Annotated in this window: 19 protein-coding genes; 16 read left to right on the forward strand and 3 right to left on the reverse strand. The window is 67.9% G+C overall.

What is annotated here, in order from left to right:
* Nucleotides 1-194: 194 nt before the first annotated feature.
* Complete coding sequence (locus ACIBG8_RS46765; RefSeq protein WP_397349776.1) at nt 195-584, reverse strand: SCO5389 family protein; 390 nt, start codon at nt 582-584, stop codon at nt 195-197.
* A 208-nt stretch (nt 585-792) separates the two neighbouring features.
* The gene (locus ACIBG8_RS46770) at nt 793-1,560 is read right to left on the reverse strand and encodes a GntR family transcriptional regulator (protein ID WP_397349778.1); all 768 of its coding nucleotides are present in this window, start codon (nt 1,558-1,560) and stop codon (nt 793-795) included.
* Nucleotides 1,561-1,710: 150 nt separating this feature from the next.
* Between ACIBG8_RS46770 and ACIBG8_RS46775 the strand changes: the two genes are divergently transcribed.
* The 9 genes from ACIBG8_RS46775 to ACIBG8_RS46815 all read left to right on the forward strand — a co-directional run bounded on the left by ACIBG8_RS46775 (nt 1,711) and on the right by ACIBG8_RS46815 (nt 5,690).
* Nucleotides 1,711-1,941, forward strand: a complete 231-nt coding sequence (locus ACIBG8_RS46775) for a hypothetical protein (protein ID WP_397349779.1) — start codon at nt 1,711-1,713, stop codon at nt 1,939-1,941.
* Nucleotides 1,942-2,232: 291 nt separating this feature from the next.
* Complete coding sequence (locus ACIBG8_RS46780; RefSeq protein WP_397349780.1) at nt 2,233-2,562, forward strand: hypothetical protein; 330 nt, start codon at nt 2,233-2,235, stop codon at nt 2,560-2,562.
* 99 nt (nt 2,563-2,661) lie between these two features.
* Nucleotides 2,662-2,904 carry a hypothetical protein gene (locus ACIBG8_RS46785; RefSeq protein WP_397349781.1) on the forward strand — a complete coding sequence of 81 codons (243 nt, stop codon included), beginning with the start codon at nt 2,662-2,664 and terminating at the stop codon, nt 2,902-2,904.
* The gene (locus tag ACIBG8_RS46790) at nt 2,901-3,389 is read left to right on the forward strand and encodes a hypothetical protein (protein ID WP_397349782.1); all 489 of its coding nucleotides are present in this window, start codon (nt 2,901-2,903) and stop codon (nt 3,387-3,389) included. The genes ACIBG8_RS46785 and ACIBG8_RS46790 overlap by 4 nt, the downstream gene beginning before the upstream one ends.
* The gene (locus tag ACIBG8_RS46795) at nt 3,386-3,907 is read left to right on the forward strand and encodes a hypothetical protein (RefSeq protein ID WP_397349783.1); all 522 of its coding nucleotides are present in this window, start codon (nt 3,386-3,388) and stop codon (nt 3,905-3,907) included. The genes ACIBG8_RS46790 and ACIBG8_RS46795 overlap by 4 nt, the downstream gene beginning before the upstream one ends.
* Nucleotides 3,904-4,248, forward strand: coding sequence for a hypothetical protein (locus tag ACIBG8_RS46800; protein WP_397349784.1), 345 nt, complete (start codon nt 3,904-3,906; stop codon nt 4,246-4,248). The genes ACIBG8_RS46795 and ACIBG8_RS46800 overlap by 4 nt, the downstream gene beginning before the upstream one ends.
* 104 nt (nt 4,249-4,352) lie before the next feature.
* Nucleotides 4,353-4,661, forward strand: a complete 309-nt coding sequence (locus ACIBG8_RS46805; protein WP_397349785.1) for a hypothetical protein — start codon at nt 4,353-4,355, stop codon at nt 4,659-4,661.
* The gene (locus ACIBG8_RS46810) at nt 4,658-5,002 is read left to right on the forward strand and encodes a WhiB family transcriptional regulator (RefSeq protein WP_397349786.1); all 345 of its coding nucleotides are present in this window, start codon (nt 4,658-4,660) and stop codon (nt 5,000-5,002) included. Before ACIBG8_RS46805 ends, ACIBG8_RS46810 begins: the two co-directional genes overlap by 4 nt.
* A 115-nt stretch (nt 5,003-5,117) precedes the next feature.
* Nucleotides 5,118-5,690: a hypothetical protein gene (locus tag ACIBG8_RS46815; RefSeq protein ID WP_397349787.1), complete on the forward strand. Its 573-nt coding sequence runs from the start codon at nt 5,118-5,120 to the stop codon at nt 5,688-5,690.
* Here the strand turns inward: ACIBG8_RS46815 and ACIBG8_RS46820 are convergent.
* Nucleotides 5,687-6,754, reverse strand: a complete 1,068-nt coding sequence (locus ACIBG8_RS46820; protein ID WP_397349788.1) for a hypothetical protein — start codon at nt 6,752-6,754, stop codon at nt 5,687-5,689. The two genes, ACIBG8_RS46815 and ACIBG8_RS46820, sit on opposite strands and share 4 nt — an antisense overlap.
* A gap of 342 nt (nt 6,755-7,096) precedes the next feature.
* Here ACIBG8_RS46820 and ACIBG8_RS46825 point away from each other — a divergent pair, with 342 nt between their 5' ends.
* From ACIBG8_RS46825 to ACIBG8_RS46855, 7 genes are all read left to right on the forward strand, one after another.
* Nucleotides 7,097-7,759 (forward strand): hypothetical protein, encoded by a 663-nt coding sequence (locus ACIBG8_RS46825; protein WP_397349789.1) that lies wholly within the window; start codon nt 7,097-7,099, stop codon nt 7,757-7,759.
* 73 nt (nt 7,760-7,832) lie between these two features.
* Nucleotides 7,833-8,039, forward strand: a complete 207-nt coding sequence (locus ACIBG8_RS46830) for a hypothetical protein (RefSeq protein ID WP_397349790.1) — start codon at nt 7,833-7,835, stop codon at nt 8,037-8,039.
* Nucleotide 8,040: 1 nt separating this feature from the next.
* Nucleotides 8,041-9,636, forward strand: coding sequence for a hypothetical protein (locus ACIBG8_RS46835; RefSeq protein WP_397349791.1), 1,596 nt, complete (start codon nt 8,041-8,043; stop codon nt 9,634-9,636).
* A 155-nt stretch (nt 9,637-9,791) separates the two neighbouring features.
* Nucleotides 9,792-10,265, forward strand: coding sequence for a hypothetical protein (locus ACIBG8_RS46840; RefSeq protein WP_397349792.1), 474 nt, complete (start codon nt 9,792-9,794; stop codon nt 10,263-10,265).
* Complete coding sequence (locus ACIBG8_RS46845) at nt 10,265-11,035, forward strand: hypothetical protein (protein WP_397349793.1); 771 nt, start codon at nt 10,265-10,267, stop codon at nt 11,033-11,035. Before ACIBG8_RS46840 ends, ACIBG8_RS46845 begins: the two co-directional genes overlap by 1 nt.
* A gap of 17 nt (nt 11,036-11,052) precedes the next feature.
* Nucleotides 11,053-11,742, forward strand: a complete 690-nt coding sequence (locus ACIBG8_RS46850; protein ID WP_397349794.1) for a DNA cytosine methyltransferase — start codon at nt 11,053-11,055, stop codon at nt 11,740-11,742.
* A gap of 80 nt (nt 11,743-11,822) precedes the next feature.
* Complete coding sequence (locus tag ACIBG8_RS46855) at nt 11,823-13,940, forward strand: hypothetical protein (RefSeq protein WP_397349795.1); 2,118 nt, start codon at nt 11,823-11,825, stop codon at nt 13,938-13,940.
* The last annotated feature ends 26 nt before the right edge of the window (nt 13,941-13,966 follow it).

Consider the following 13,966-nt stretch of genomic DNA (forward strand, 5'->3'; position numbering starts at 1 on the left):
GTGCGTGCCTGAAAGCGCTGACCCAGAAGGGTTCCTGAGATTGCCAGAACGCCGCCCAGCGCCGTCAGTAATAGTGATTGGAGCATCAGCGAACTCCCTTCCTAACCCCCAGTCTGCACGACGAACTGATGAGAGAACGCCACAGGCCTGTGCGATCCTGATCGGATCGAACAGGCCCCCGTAGCTGTTGAGGCTTAGCAGTTCACGAGCTCAGGCGACTGGTTGAGGAGCTGTGCTCGGCGTGACTTGAACGTTCGGTACTGCTCTTCGCTTGCGCTTGAAGTGAAGACGGCGACTCGGTGGCAATTCTGGAAGGCGATGCGCACGCCGAAGTGTTCTTCCATGGCGGCACGCATGGAGTCGCTGGACATGGCTCGGAGGAGTTGGCCCTGAGCCGCATCGTCCGGTGGGGCAGTCCGGTTGTCCGCGAAAGTTGCTCCTGTCTCACGGGTCCTGGCAACGAGTTCCTCCACTAGTTCCCACGCGTAGGGCAGGGAGGACTTGATGCAGGCCACGAACTCTTCGTTGTCGACCTCGCCGGCGCGGGCACGTTCGAGTAGGGCCGGGGGGACGTCGAGTGACATGTGTGATCCCTTTCGAGTGAGCCGATCGAACGACAATAGTTATCATTCTCACTGATGTGGGAGCGCGGCAAGGGAGACTTGTGTAGCCAGTGGGCTACGTGCGGCAAGCGAACGAGCGCGAACGGCGTGCAAGTGAAAGCGCCAATATGTAAGGCCGGGCACCTCGCCATGTGGGGCGATATACCCGGCCTGTCTGGGTCTAGGCGTGCTACTTGTCCGACTCTGTGAGCGGATCCACCCGCGTGGCGTATTCGAGTTCGTACCGGTCGGATGAGAGCAGCAGGTCAGCCGTTTCGAGCGGGGTGTCTCCGAAGTACGCGGTTCGCATGATCACCACAACCGGGGTGCCAGGGCGCAACTTGAGCTGTTCGAGCTCGGAGGGGCGAGGCATGCGGGCGCGAAGTCGTTCGACGACGGCCGTGGGCCTCTTGCCGATAAAGGTGAAGCGATCAATGATCCCGGCCCCTGGTAGCGGACCCTGCTCGGGGAGTTCGATCGGTGTGCCACCTGTGATGGCGAGAGGCTCGAACGAGTTGACGATCATCACGGGCTCATCGTTTGCGAACGACACATAGTGCGTGCGCATCACCTCACCTCCAACCGCGATGTTGAGGCGTCGGGCGATGTCGAGACTGGCGCGCTCGGCGTGCGTTTCGTGTGAGTAGCGCGGGATTCTCTCGCTGGCCAGCGCTTCCTCGGCAAACGGGGCGCCCGGGTCCGAGCGGTAGTGCTGGGCAGACCGGCGGATCATCGGCTGGTATCGCCGGACGAACGCGCCGCCGCCGCGCACCCGGTCAATGAGCCCCTCGGCTTCGAGGATGTCCAGTGCTCGCCGCGCCACGGCTCGGGAAACCTCGAAGTCCTCGACGATCTGCTCCTGCGTAGGGAGCCTCTGACCCCATTCCAGGGATCCGCTGACGATCCGGTCACGCAGGGCACCCGCCACTCGCTCGTACATGTGAGTCGGTTCCGACATGCCTCCACCCGTCCTTCCTCGCGTGCGCGAAAAAACTTGTTAGGCCAAGAGTACTTGACTTGGCATGCCAAATGCTGGCATGTTCAGTGACATGAGTTGGCATACCAAATCAGCTCACGGTAACGACAACACAGTCCGAGAGGTGAAGCGATGAGCACTCGTCAGACCACCCCCAACCGCTCGCAGCACTGGTTCCCCGGCCTGTACGTACCGGTCAGGCACATCCGTGGCATCGAGATTTTCCCCTCGTCCCGGCGCATCGAAGTCGGTGTGTTGAAAACGACGCTGCACGGGACCGTCGACCAGCTCTACGCACTGGCGGCGGACATTCTGGACGCGATCGAGCGGGCTGAGCAGCAGCAACGGATGCGGGCTGCATGACCGTCTCTTCCTGAGGGTGTTGATCTGGCCCGCTTCCTCGGGGGCGCGGACCGGGTCAAGGCCTACAGGCCGAGAAGGAACAGCTTCTTGAGAACTGCATAGCGACAGTGCCAGCTGGGACCGCCGGTCCAGGTGACGAAACACGAGGTCCCGCGATCGCGGTCCGGTACGGCTGGCAGATGAAGCAGCGCTTGCGCTGCCCATCCTGCACGCACCCATCCCAGCTTCAGGGCGGATGCGCGCGGGGTGGAGAACGCAAGCCACCCCCAGTTTGTCGTGAGGAGTACGCCCATGAGGCACAACGGACGCGCGCCGATCCTGGTCAGCACGATGGCGCCCAACATGCTCAGCCTGCACGCCGGCGAACCGCCGATGGTGGCCTGCCCGGACTGTTCGGTCTGGCGGGTGGTACGGCGCGGCATGCTGTGGCCGCACCGCGCCGTCGACACCATCACCCGCTGTCCGGGAAGCGCCCAGCGCGTCGTCATCGACCTGACCGCCGTGGAGTGGCAGACCCGCCTGACGGTGGCCTGCCGCGAGGCCGGGTTGCGGCGCGGGAGCCGTACCGAGTTCACGCCCCGCCCGCCGACCCCCACACCGATCCACCGCATCGCCGCCTGACCCCGCACCACACATCAGGGCGCCCGGCCGGACCTGCCTAGGTCCGGCCGGGCGCCCTTCTGCATGCCCCAAATCACTGACAGAGGAAGGACACGACCCATGACCATTCACGCCGAAGGTTCCTACCTGAGGGAAGCTCAACTGCAGCTGGGAGAGGTGCTGTCCGGCTACGACCCGGCCGTCGGCGACCGCGACGAGCGGCTGCGCTTCGAGAGCAACCTGCGCATCGCGGCGGTGGCCTGCCAGGTCGCCCAGGTCGAGGTGCTGGAGCGGATCGCCACCACCCTGGACGAAGCACTGACCGAGCTGCGCAGCCTGTGCCGGAACGGCGGGCTGTCATGATGCCCCGCCAACAGGTGGCCGACCTGCGTGAACACGCCCAGGCCGCGCACCTGATCAGCGACGCTGACGAGCTGGCCACCATCGTGACCACCCTGCTGAGCGAGCTCGACGGCGCCCGGCAGCGTGAGCAGATCGTGCGCGGCGAGTATGGAGCGCTGCTGACCGCCGCCCGCGCCACCATCGCCGCCGACCAGAGCAGCGAGGCGGAGCCGCTGACGCACCTTCGGTGGGAGCTGGCCCGCCACGGCCAGCTGCCCACCGGGCAAACGTCGCCGATGCGGGTGCTGGCCGACGCCGCAACGACACAGACACTGGTGGAGCACCTAACCGAACACACCCCGCCCGCGATCGGCTGGCCATGCACGGGGTGCGGGACCGCGATGCTCACCCCGGGCATCGACATCGCCATCCCCGCCGATGGCCGCTGCCCGTCGTGCAGTACGGCTGGCGCGAGCCGTACCAGCGCGCTGGGGGTGAGCGCATGATCCCCACCGACTACAGCGACGCGCTTGACGAGGCCAGATGGCGCCTGACCGGGGAGGTCACACGCTTGGCCGTCGCCGCGTTCGGTAAGGACGCAGCCAAAGCCCGGCCGATCTTCCCCGGCGCGGAGACAACCGCGATCACGGCCGATCCGCTCCCTGCGTTGTGGGCTGCCAAGCAACTGCAGGCCCTGGCAGCGGCGCAGATCTATCGGCAGGCGCAGCACGCCCGCTCGGCCGGCCACAGCTGGCAGCAGATCGGCGAGACGCTTCAGCTGCCCGACACCAACGGTCCACTCGCAGAAGCTGCATTCGAGTACTTCACTGACGAACCGGTGAGCTTTTCCACCCCGTCCTTCTCCTGGCGCTGCCCTGCATCCAGCTGCGGCAACATGATCACCGATCACGGCCCGTACGAGTCCCACCCTGACGACTGCGAACGCGGTCACGCGCCCGGATGTGCTCGCCACGCCGCCGCCCTGGCCGCCTGGCAGGCAGCACACGACGGTGACGACTGGTGAGCGGCGACATGCTGCCGGACATCAGCGTCCGCGCCCCGCTGGTCGGCGGCGACCTATGGACGACCGTGGCTGTGCACCGCGCTGACGGGCGCTGCCAGTGCCGTACCGAGTGCGGCAACCAGCACACCAGCGGCCACGGTGCCTGCCGCCGCGAACAATCCCTCGGCCGCCCGCTGCGGGTGGTGCCGCGGGTGGCGGTGTCGGATCGCGCCGCCGCCGGATTGGGCGCCGATGACCTGATGGCGGTGTGCGCTCCCTGCCACGACGGCCTGATCCGCGCCCGCCGCATCGCCCACGAGGCGAGCATCACGCAGGCGGTCACCGCCGACACCCTGTTCTAACCAACATGCGGCTCCTGCCGCGCCCGCCCTCCCGCACCCTCTTTGCGAGACCGCGCCCCATGTCCCCGGGCGCGGTCTTCCTCATCTTCGATCGGAGTTCCGTCATGCGTATCTTCCTGCGAGTCGCCGGTCTGGTTCTGCCCGGCCCCACCACCCTCATCGCCGCCTACCTGGCCGGGATCTGGCCGGTCGTCATTGCCATGGGCATCCTGGCCGCGCTGGCCATCGTGGCCGGCCTGGCCGTCCTGGCGGTGTCGATCAACCGCGAAGAGAAGCGCGGCTCACTGACCTATGACCCGTCCGGCCGCGGCACCGCGTTCGCCCGGCGGCTGCTGAACGTGCACATCCGACAGCTGCCCGACGAAGAGCGGCCTACCGCCCCGATCGAGATGACGCGGGAGGTGAGCCGATGAGCGCCTGGCAGGACTCGGCGCGCTGTGCCGAAGTCGACCCTGAGCTGTTCTTCCCCGAACTCGGTGACCACCAGGATGCCCTCGACGCCAAGCGCGTCTGCGCTTCGTGTCCAGTGCGCTTCGAGTGCCTGACCCAGGCGCTGCAGCGGCGCGAACAGTACGGCGTGTGGGGCGGCATGTCGGTTGTCGAGCGGCGTGCGGTCACTCGGCTGCCGCACCGCTGCCGCCAGTGCTCCGGCCCCGTCCTGGAAGCCGGTCATCGGTACTGCGGCCCCGACTGCCAGCGCACAGCCCGTGCCGTACGCCGCCGCGAACGCCAGCACGTCGAGTGGGCGGCGTGAGCGCGCCATGTCGGGAACTTCTGTCTGCCGATCCGGCCATCCGGCGAACCAGCCCAGGTGACGATTGGGTGGAGAGCGGTGTGTCGCCCGCGGAGGCAGGCCAAGGTGGTTCGTCATGACGACGCCATTGCCTGCGCTGCCTGATGGGGTGCTCTCCGACGTGTTGGACGCGCTGGGCTGGGCCGACCACCAGCTGGTATACGCCCCGGCGTTGAGCGCTATGCGCCTCGTGGCCTGTCAGCTGGATGAGTTCGAACATGCAGCTCGGCAGTCACAGGGTCTTGGGCCCGTGACGGATGCGTTCTTGCTCCGCTGTGTTGGCGCCGGTGATCCCGACTTCCTTACGCGGCCCTCGCCGGTGCGGATCACCGGTGCCATCGCCGTACGCAGGACATGGACAGCCGCGTCGGGGAACCTCGGCGGCTTCGTATCGTTCGGAGCCCGGGTCGCAGTACTTCCACGTGCGGTAGCCACGCGTCCATCGGTCGCAGCCCAAGCGATCTATCACGGTTTTGGGGTGATCGCCGTCGAAAACCCTGGCGAGCTGATTCACCCACCCGCGTGTGCCACGGCAGGTGAGCGGACTTGGGTGCATCGGCAGGTGGAAGAGATCATCTACAACGCTCTCCTCCAGCAGGCTCGCCACCCAGTACCGTCGGCTGGCATAGGGCGAAGCGCCGCCGGTTAGGCAGGGCACCAGGCGCGAAGGAATCGGGGTACCTGCCAGTTCAGGCCGCTCCGGTGGCTGAGGTCCTCGTTACGCCAGATGGCGTCTCGGCATTTGCACAGCCACGATTCCTGACGAGCATTGGGCTGCAGCTGCGCCAAGCCCTCTCGTACGTCGAGCAGCAGTTGGAAAGTATGCGCGGTCAGCTCTGCGGCGGAGGCCGTTGCCAGCCATTCCATGGTGCGATTGCCACAGGTGGAGCAGGTGCACCGCCAGATGTCCCGCTCCAGATCCGCATCATGATGGGTGGCTGCCCAGCCCTCTGCGATCCGATCTACGCTCATGAGCGACAAGAGCGGCGCTACCAGGGCGTGCCTGGCCGGTGGGCGTCCCCCGCCTCCCCCACGACTGTCGGTGGGATAGAGGTGGCGCAACTTCGAGGTGACTCCGACCGCGGCCCATTGGGCGCCGAACGAGAGCGCCCCGAGCCCCGACACGTCGGTGCACAGCAGACTCACGCTGGTCATGGGCTGCTGTAGCAACCGGGCGAGACCTGTCGCTGCCTGCCTGCTGCCTAGGGGGTCGCTCTTGTGCTCCAGCACCAGAGCGACAGGCACGTCGTAGGCGCAGACCGCGCTGATCAGCAGCTGAATCCTGGCCGGTGACAACCAGCTGGTGTGCAGGGGAAGTACCGCTGTGGCGTCCCCGTCGAGTTCCGCGGTCTGCTCCAAGATCGCATGCAGTGAGGCTTCGTCTCCCTGGCCTACATATCCGGAGTCTGTCAGCAAAGTAGCGACGCCAAGCTGCCGTTGTGCCTCCATCCAAGGGCGGGACAGCTTCGCCGTTCCGAGCTTTCGGGATTTGCCCGCGTAGCGGCGGCGGTCGATCAGCAGCGGTTCGTCTAGTTCTGCCCGCCATGCGGAACTCGCCAGGTAGGTGGCTTCCTCCCCTGTTACCACGATCCCGCTGCCGCCTGCTTCCACAAGTGGAAGCGCGTCGCTGACTTTGTCGGCTTCCACCTGGATGAGCAGACGATCAGTCAGCAGGCCTGTCGCGCCGCCGACGCTTTCCGCGCCCGTTTCCACAGACGTGTCCCCCATCCCTCGCCGGTGAAGGAACGCACCCGATCACTTCGAAGGTGACCTGGCATTCAACGACCGTCAAGGGCTGGGTCGACCCCCGTCGAGGAGACGCCTCCCTCCTGCATCTCACGTCACGGCAGGCCCGAAGCGGTGGCCATCAGGCCATTCCTGCGGTTAGCACACCGCCCGCGGCGAGGCGCATCTGGCCGGCGCGTGTGGCACCGCGATCTTGCCCCGCCCGACCTACGCCCTCATCTGGCGCGCCCGCCTTCTGACCCAGCTGAAACAGCGCGGCCACCAAGAAGACCTCTTCGACCACCACGCCAAGCCCACAAGGAGATCAGCATGACCACCCCCACCGTCCCGCCCGCCTCCCCTGAATCCGGTTCCACGCCCGCTCGCAGTGCGGTCTACGCTGCGGCGGACTTCGTCTCGACGGCCGCGCTGATCGCGCACGCAGCCGGCATCCCCGCGCTGACCTTCGTCACCGACCCCGACCAGTACATGCCAGTCAGCGCCGCGGCCACCGGCCACGACACCCCCCTACCGATCATCACTCTCAGCGAGGCCGTGCTGTGCGCCGACCTCGACTCCTACGCCGGGAAGGTCGCCGCCGGGGCGCTTGCGCACACGCTGGTGTGCATGCACCAGCTCCCCACCGCGCGGGAGCGGTGGGCCGGATGGTTGTCGACGCTCGCGTTCTCCGCCGTGCTGGTCGGCCTGCTGATGGGCTCGCCTCTCACGCTAGCCCTGGGTGCGGTGGGCTGGGTCGGTGCCGCTCTGTCCGGGCTGGCCGCACAGCGGGCCAGCGAGATCGCCGCCGACCTGTACGCCGTCCACCTGCTCAACCAGGCCGGACTGGACGGGCGCGCCTGCCTGCTGACCATGGTCAACGACATCGCCTGCGGCGAGCCGCGGGCCTACCGGTTGTTCGGCTGGACGCTCTCCGGCGTGCCCACCGCCGCCGCCCGCGCCCGCGCGCTCAGCCGTACCAGGCCGACCGCCTGAACCCCCACCCATCCCTGTCCCGGCCGTCACCCCTTTTGGGGGTGGCGGCCTTGATTGTGCTGGAGGTGCCCGAATGCAGGTCCGCATCATCGGCGAGCCCGACCAGGTCGCCGCCGCTATCGAGGCGATCAGCGCCGTACTGACGGTGTCGGAGGTCTCCCGCCCGTACGGCTCCCGCCGCAACCCCACCCAGGTTCGCGTCTACATGGAGGTGACCGCCCCCGCCGCTGTGATCAAGGCTCACGGCAGCACAACTGAGAGCAATCCGGGGGTGAGCTGAGATGATCGACTCGATCCGCGAGGTCATCGCCGCTGGACTCGCCGAGCTCGCCACGCCGACGAACATCGGTCTGACCGCCGCGGCTCTGCTCGACGTCGCTCTCGTGATCGCCTACCTCAGGCTGGTCAAGGCTCGCCGCCGTGACGCCGACCGGGGTCTCAGTGCACCGCGCAAACCGCTCCCATGGCGCACGCGGCTCACGTATCTGGCCGCTGTCATGGCGTCTGTCGTGGCAGCTCAGGGCATGTTCATGTTTTTCAAGGACGTCTTGGGACTGTCTGCGCCGTTCGCCCTCATGCTGTGCAGCTTCATGGAGGTCGGCACGTTCGCCAGCGCCCTAGGCGCCCGCGACAATCTCAAGCTGCCGCCCTACACGACGGGACCGGAAGGCAAAGCCGTATGGGTCTTCGCCTCCTTGTCCGGCATCATGTCGGCATCGCACGCCTCCTCCGTAGCCGAAGCATTCGGCCGCCTGGTCGTGACCCTGATCGCAGGCTGGCTGTGGGAGCGGTCGCTGCAGGACGAACGCAAGCAGCTCACCGGCAAGTCCAATGAGCTGCAGTGGGCCATCACCCCCACACGCCTGCTCATCCGCATGGGCCTGGCCGACCCGACGACCCGCGACAGCAACGACATCGCTCGTGAACGGCGCCTAGACGCCTACGTACGCGCCATTCACGACCTGAGCGACGCCGAGACCCGCGGACAAGCCAAGGCCATCGCCAAGGCCCGCAAACGATGGGAAGCGGCCTACAACCGCGCCGTGGAGTACGCCCGCGTGGATGTCGATCAGGACGCCGCCCGGATCGTGGCCATCAAGGTCGACGCGCTACGCGAGCGCCGCGCCCTGATCGAGCGCATCCACACCGCACCGGCCCCACCGTCACCCCCACCCCCCAGCACCTACAAGCCAATCGTGATCCGCCACCTCCAGCGCCTGGCGCTCACCCCCGACCCGACCCACCCGACTCAGTCGGATGAACAGTCGGCCGCTTCAATAGCGCGCGGCACAGCCGACCAGACCCGACCCGACCACAGCACCCCCCGGTCTCAGTCGGATACCCCGCCCCCGACCCAGCCCGACCCGACTCAGTCGGGTTGGCAATCATCTGACTCCGACAAGGCAACCCGTACCACCGACCCGACCATCCCTGACCTCATCGCGTTCGCGAACGCCCTACTCGCGACCCGACCCGACCCGACCAACGCCCCCGACCTTGAATCGGCCGAGACGGCCGACTCCACCCGACCTATCAACCCGACTCGCGCAGCACCGACCGTGGTATTTCAAGCACCGCCCACGCTGCCCGCACCCGACCCGACTGAGGACCCGACGCTCCCAGCGCGAACCGGTCCCGCACTCACCGCAGTGCCCCCCGCCCCGAACTCGCGTCGGGTAAGCCGCAACAGCGCACCAATCACGCGACCGCTTGCAGCTCGCCGATCGATCGACACCCATCGAGAAGCCTTGCACGAGCTGATCGCACGCGGCCAACTGCCCGACCGCCCTGCCGCCGACGCGATCCGCACCGCCCTCGGGTGCTCCCAACAAGCCTCCCGCACGCTACGCAACGAGCTGCGAGGCATCGCCTCATAACCCGGCTTCCGAGCCCTCTGCGCAGCCCGCCCGAATTCGCCATCCGCGCCGGGCGAGCCGTACCCCTCATGCGCCGTGCTCGGGTGCGCTGTGCCGTCACCCGGGCGCGGAACCACCCTTTCTCACCTGCACGCCAACCCTTCAAGGAGTCCACGATGGAAGCGGGTAAATGGATCATCTTCGCCGCCCTGGCCGGGGCCGTGTTCGTCGGCTTTAAGTCCCGGCAGCTCAAGTCGTATGAGTTCGTCGTCTGCGGCCTGTTCGTCCTGCTCTTGGACGGGCTCGTGTTCAAGGGCCAGATCACCAAATGGGTCGGCGACCTCGGCTCCAACCTGCCCGACGTCGCCAAGACCGTCAGCCCCGGCATGGCCCTGGGACTAACCCCCAACGCCAGATGCTGGCTGGCCCGCTTTGGTCGGGCGGTGCGGGCCAACCTGCCGCACTGGTCCGACTACGTCATCACCGCCGCCCTGACCGTGGTCGCCCACTACGTGCTGGGCCTGTCCTGGTGGTTCGGCGCGGTGCTGTACGGCGTCCTGGCCGTCTTGCTCGCCGCCAAGGCCCTGCTCGCCATGCCCGCCGCCGACCCCGGCGAGGATGCCGCGGCGGGGAGTGGAGGGGAGCGCTGATGGACCCGTTCACTCTGGTCATCATCGTGGCCGCGTTGGTCGCGGCGACTAAGACCGGCCGGGCCGCGGTCGGCAACGGGGTGCGCTCCGGCTACAAGGCCACCGGGTGGCGTACTCCGAGCCAGGCCATCGTGCACCACTCCGGCACTGCCGGTGCCTGGGTCGGCAGCTGGATCGGCAAGGGCTTCCGCACGGCCCGCCACGGCATCGCGACCCGGATCAAGGCTGGCCGCCAACACCTGAGGAACAACCCTGAGCCGGTCGACGCCGACACGCTCCCACCGACCACCACCGATCTGAAGCCCGACGACTACTTCCGCGAATACATCGACACGCCGCCGCCGTTGCTCGACGAGCCCGACGATCTCCCCGCACGGCCCGCATCCGATGGCGCCAGCGCCCGCCCTGTCACTGCCCTGCCCGCCCCTGCACCGGCCCGCCGCCCCACCTTGTCGAAAGGATCTCTCACCGTGTCCCAGCTCATCATCAACATCGAACCGCCTACCACCGACGCCGAGTTCCTCGACGACTGCCGCTCCATCGCCGGCGTCATGCGCGCCCTGGCCGAAGAGATCGGCGAGTGGGCCAGCGGCGTGGCCGCGCTCGGCATCCCCCAGGAGGTGACCAACCCGCTGGCCGGGATCGCCGACGGGCTCACCGCGGCCGCCGACGGCGCCATGCAGGCCGCCACCCGCTTCGAGGACTCTTTCGAGGAGGCTCGCGAGGTCGCCGCTCGCGGAATGACCATCACCGGCCAGGACGCCGCTTGAACCGGTTGGCATCCACGATGAGCCCGGCGGCTTCGGCCGCATCGCAGGTGGGGCCGAGCGGCAGGCAGGTGCTCGACCTATTCTGCTGCGCAGGCGGCGCGAGCATGGGCTATCACCTGGCGGGCTTCACAGTGACCGGCGTGGACATCGCACCGCAGCCCCGATACCCCTTCACCTACCTCCAGGCCGACGCCCTGGAGGTGCTGTCCGACAGGAAGTTTCTCGCTCAGTTCGACCTCATCCACGCTAGCCCTCCATGCCAGGCCCACACCCAGGCCCAGCCGATCCAGGGCCGCAGGCACCCCGACCTCATCGCCCCCACCCGAAGATTGCTCCGCACCTCAGGCCGTCAGTGGATCATGGAGAACGTGCCAGGCGCGCCGCTCCGGCCCGATCTGATCCTGTGCGGATCGATATTTCCCGAGCTGCGTGACGGTCCGTACGGGATCAAGCGCCATCGCTGGTTCGAGTTCTCGGACATGCCCGACGAGCTTGCGCTGGTTCCGCCCTGTGACCACCCGCCGAAAGTGGTTTCCGTGTTCGGGCACGGCGGCGCCCGCTATCACGGAGTGGAGCAGTGGCGCCGGGTTATGGGGATCAGCTGGGCCAGCCGCGACGAGCTGGCCGAAGCAATCCCGCCCGCCTACACCCATTACATCGGAAACGCGCTCGTCCGCACCTGGACGTCGCAGAAAGGGGCTACATGAGCTGACCAGCAACCGTCCAACAGCCCCGGCAACCAGCCGTTCGCCGGGGCTTTTACCTGCCCAGGGAGGACATCCCAGCGATGGCACGACGTGACCGCTTCCCCACAGGTGACGGCCGACGCGGCTACCGACGCGGTCGTCGCTCCCGCTACGGCGACGGCTACCCCTACCCGCGCTCCGGCTACTACCGTGACCGCATCACCCCAGGACGGGTCATCGGCGCCACCCTGCGCGGCTACAGCCGGTGGGTGGCCAAGAGCCCCGATACCCGCGGCTTGGCCTCCGCGCTGGCCGCGCTCTACCCCGCCGGGCAGCTCGCCCACGCCTTCGAGCCCGAACCCGTGTGGGTCGGCGTCCTGTCCGGGCCGCTTGCGCTAGCCGCGTGGGTCGGCACCTACAAAGCCCACCACTCTCACGCCTACTCCGCCACCGTCGCCGCGACCGCTGCAGCCGGTCCGGCGTGGCTGGCCTTCGCCACCCACTTCGGCGCGTTCAACCTGCCCACCCTGATCGGCTACAGCAGCGCCTCAGCACTGGCCTGGTCGGCCTACACCTGGTCCGACGTCCTACGCCGCCGCCGCGCCAAACAAGCCGAACACGCGAAGTGGGAGGCGATGGCCGAAGCTGCCGGGCTGGAGGAATCCGTTCTGGTCGCGGTCGAGGACACCCGGCTGGGGCACCGCTACCGCGTCGACATCCGCCGCTGCAGCAAGACCGCCCGCCAGCTGGCCAGCGGCTCCCTGTCCGAGAACATCGCCGCCTACCTCGCCCTGCCCGCCTCCCGCGTACGGGTGAGCACCGACCCCAAGCACGCCGGAATGATCCAGATCCACATCCAGCTGACTGACCCGTGGGTCAACACCGTGCCCCACCCCGCCCTGACACCTACTGAGGCGGGCGCTTCCCGGCGGCGCCGGTCCATCATGGACGGCCCGCTGATCCTCGGCACCGACCCCGACACCGGCCACGACCTGGTCGTGAGCATCTTCGACAAGGTCGGCGGGCACGACACCTTCGTCGTCGCGCCCAAAGGCAGCGGCAAGACGGTCCTGTACTTCAACCTCATCGAACAAGCCACCGACCGAGACGATGTCCTGGTCTGGGCGATCGACCTCGGCAAGGGCACCCTCGGCCACGTGTGGGGGCCAGCGCTGGATGCCCACGCCGGCATCGGCGAACACGACAAGGCCGTGCAGATCCTGGAATGGGGCGCGGCCATCGTGGAGGAACGCTCGCTCGCCAGCGGCGGGCGCAACCACCGTCCCTCACCAACCGAGCCGATCATCCTCATTCCGATCGACGAGTTCGACACCGTCGCCGGCTACAACTCACCCATCGCGCACAAGACTAAGCAGCCGTTGGAGACCATCAGCCGCCGCGGCCGCTCCGCCGGCGTCCAACTCGTCATCGCCGCACAGCGCGGCGTCGCCCAGTACACCGGCAGCAAAGACCCGCACGCCAACGCCGACAACAAGATCGTGCTCCGAGTCAACCGGTCCGCCGAGGTCAACAACGTCATCCCGAACTGGGAAGCCGAAGGCATGCCCGACATGGCCACCTACGCCCAAGGCACCGCCGGTGTCGCCCTGGTCGTCGACAAAGACAACCAATGGTGTTCCGGCCGGGTGCGCGACCTGCACGACTTCGACGCCGTCATCGACCTGGCCCAGCGGCGCGGCGCCCCCACCGCGACCCTGGAACCCTCCATTGCCGCCGCCCTGCCCGGCTACACCGACCGCCACAAGACCGCCGTCATCGCCGGGGCGCCCCGCACGGCGGCCCCCATCCACAGCTCCGGCCGCTCGGGGTGGGGCATCGACGCCACCGACCCCGGCGCCGTCGACCGCCTCGCCCGCGACCTGGTCGCCGACGTCGAATCCCGCCTCACCGGCATGCCCACCGCCCCCGACCACCCCACCCCCATCGAGGAACTGCTGGCCGCCAAAGACGCCCTCGACAACGGCGAACAGGTACCCGAACATATCGCCCGCCCGATCCTCACCCTCCTCCAGAGCCGCGGTGAAGACGGGGCACGCCGCGATGAAATCGCCCAGGCGCTCGGCAGATCCCTGTCAGGGGTATCCAAGTGGCTGGCCGTCATGCGCGACCTCGACCTCATCGACACCGCCGGCGCAGGCAAAGCAGCCCGCTACTACCTACCGGAATGCGCCCCCGACGACCCCACCAACGACTACTGACCGTAGCCAGTAGCGGCGGCGAACTG

It is taken from the genome of Nonomuraea sp. NPDC050556 (assembly GCF_044457355.1).
Lineage (GTDB): Bacteria > Actinomycetota > Actinomycetes > Streptosporangiales > Streptosporangiaceae > Nonomuraea.

What these genes read in the sequence shown, in the direction of transcription:
- ACIBG8_RS46810 (WP_397349786.1), top strand. Translation starts at nt 4,658, where the DNA reads ATGAGCGCCTGGCAGGACTCGGCGCGCTGTGCCGAAGTCGACCCTGAG.
- ACIBG8_RS46815 (WP_397349787.1), top strand. Translation starts at nt 5,118, where the DNA reads ATGACGACGCCATTGCCTGCGCTGCCTGATGGGGTGCTCTCCGACGTG.
- ACIBG8_RS46845 (WP_397349793.1), top strand. Translation starts at nt 10,265, where the DNA reads ATGGACCCGTTCACTCTGGTCATCATCGTGGCCGCGTTGGTCGCGGCG.
- ACIBG8_RS46795 (WP_397349783.1), top strand. Translation starts at nt 3,386, where the DNA reads ATGATCCCCACCGACTACAGCGACGCGCTTGACGAGGCCAGATGGCGC.
- ACIBG8_RS46850 (WP_397349794.1), top strand. Translation starts at nt 11,053, where the DNA reads ATGAGCCCGGCGGCTTCGGCCGCATCGCAGGTGGGGCCGAGCGGCAGG.
- ACIBG8_RS46790 (WP_397349782.1), top strand. Translation starts at nt 2,901, where the DNA reads ATGATGCCCCGCCAACAGGTGGCCGACCTGCGTGAACACGCCCAGGCC.
- ACIBG8_RS46770 (WP_397349778.1), bottom strand. Translation starts at nt 1,560, where the DNA reads ATGTCGGAACCGACTCACATGTACGAGCGAGTGGCGGGTGCCCTGCGT.
- ACIBG8_RS46805 (WP_397349785.1), top strand. Translation starts at nt 4,353, where the DNA reads ATGCGTATCTTCCTGCGAGTCGCCGGTCTGGTTCTGCCCGGCCCCACC.
- ACIBG8_RS46765 (WP_397349776.1), bottom strand. Translation starts at nt 584, where the DNA reads ATGTCACTCGACGTCCCCCCGGCCCTACTCGAACGTGCCCGCGCCGGC.
- ACIBG8_RS46785 (WP_397349781.1), top strand. Translation starts at nt 2,662, where the DNA reads ATGACCATTCACGCCGAAGGTTCCTACCTGAGGGAAGCTCAACTGCAG.
- ACIBG8_RS46840 (WP_397349792.1), top strand. Translation starts at nt 9,792, where the DNA reads ATGGAAGCGGGTAAATGGATCATCTTCGCCGCCCTGGCCGGGGCCGTG.
- ACIBG8_RS46775 (WP_397349779.1), top strand. Translation starts at nt 1,711, where the DNA reads ATGAGCACTCGTCAGACCACCCCCAACCGCTCGCAGCACTGGTTCCCC.
- ACIBG8_RS46780 (WP_397349780.1), top strand. Translation starts at nt 2,233, where the DNA reads ATGAGGCACAACGGACGCGCGCCGATCCTGGTCAGCACGATGGCGCCC.
- ACIBG8_RS46835 (WP_397349791.1), top strand. Translation starts at nt 8,041, where the DNA reads ATGATCGACTCGATCCGCGAGGTCATCGCCGCTGGACTCGCCGAGCTC.
- ACIBG8_RS46825 (WP_397349789.1), top strand. Translation starts at nt 7,097, where the DNA reads ATGACCACCCCCACCGTCCCGCCCGCCTCCCCTGAATCCGGTTCCACG.
- ACIBG8_RS46830 (WP_397349790.1), top strand. Translation starts at nt 7,833, where the DNA reads ATGCAGGTCCGCATCATCGGCGAGCCCGACCAGGTCGCCGCCGCTATC.
- ACIBG8_RS46855 (WP_397349795.1), top strand. Translation starts at nt 11,823, where the DNA reads ATGGCACGACGTGACCGCTTCCCCACAGGTGACGGCCGACGCGGCTAC.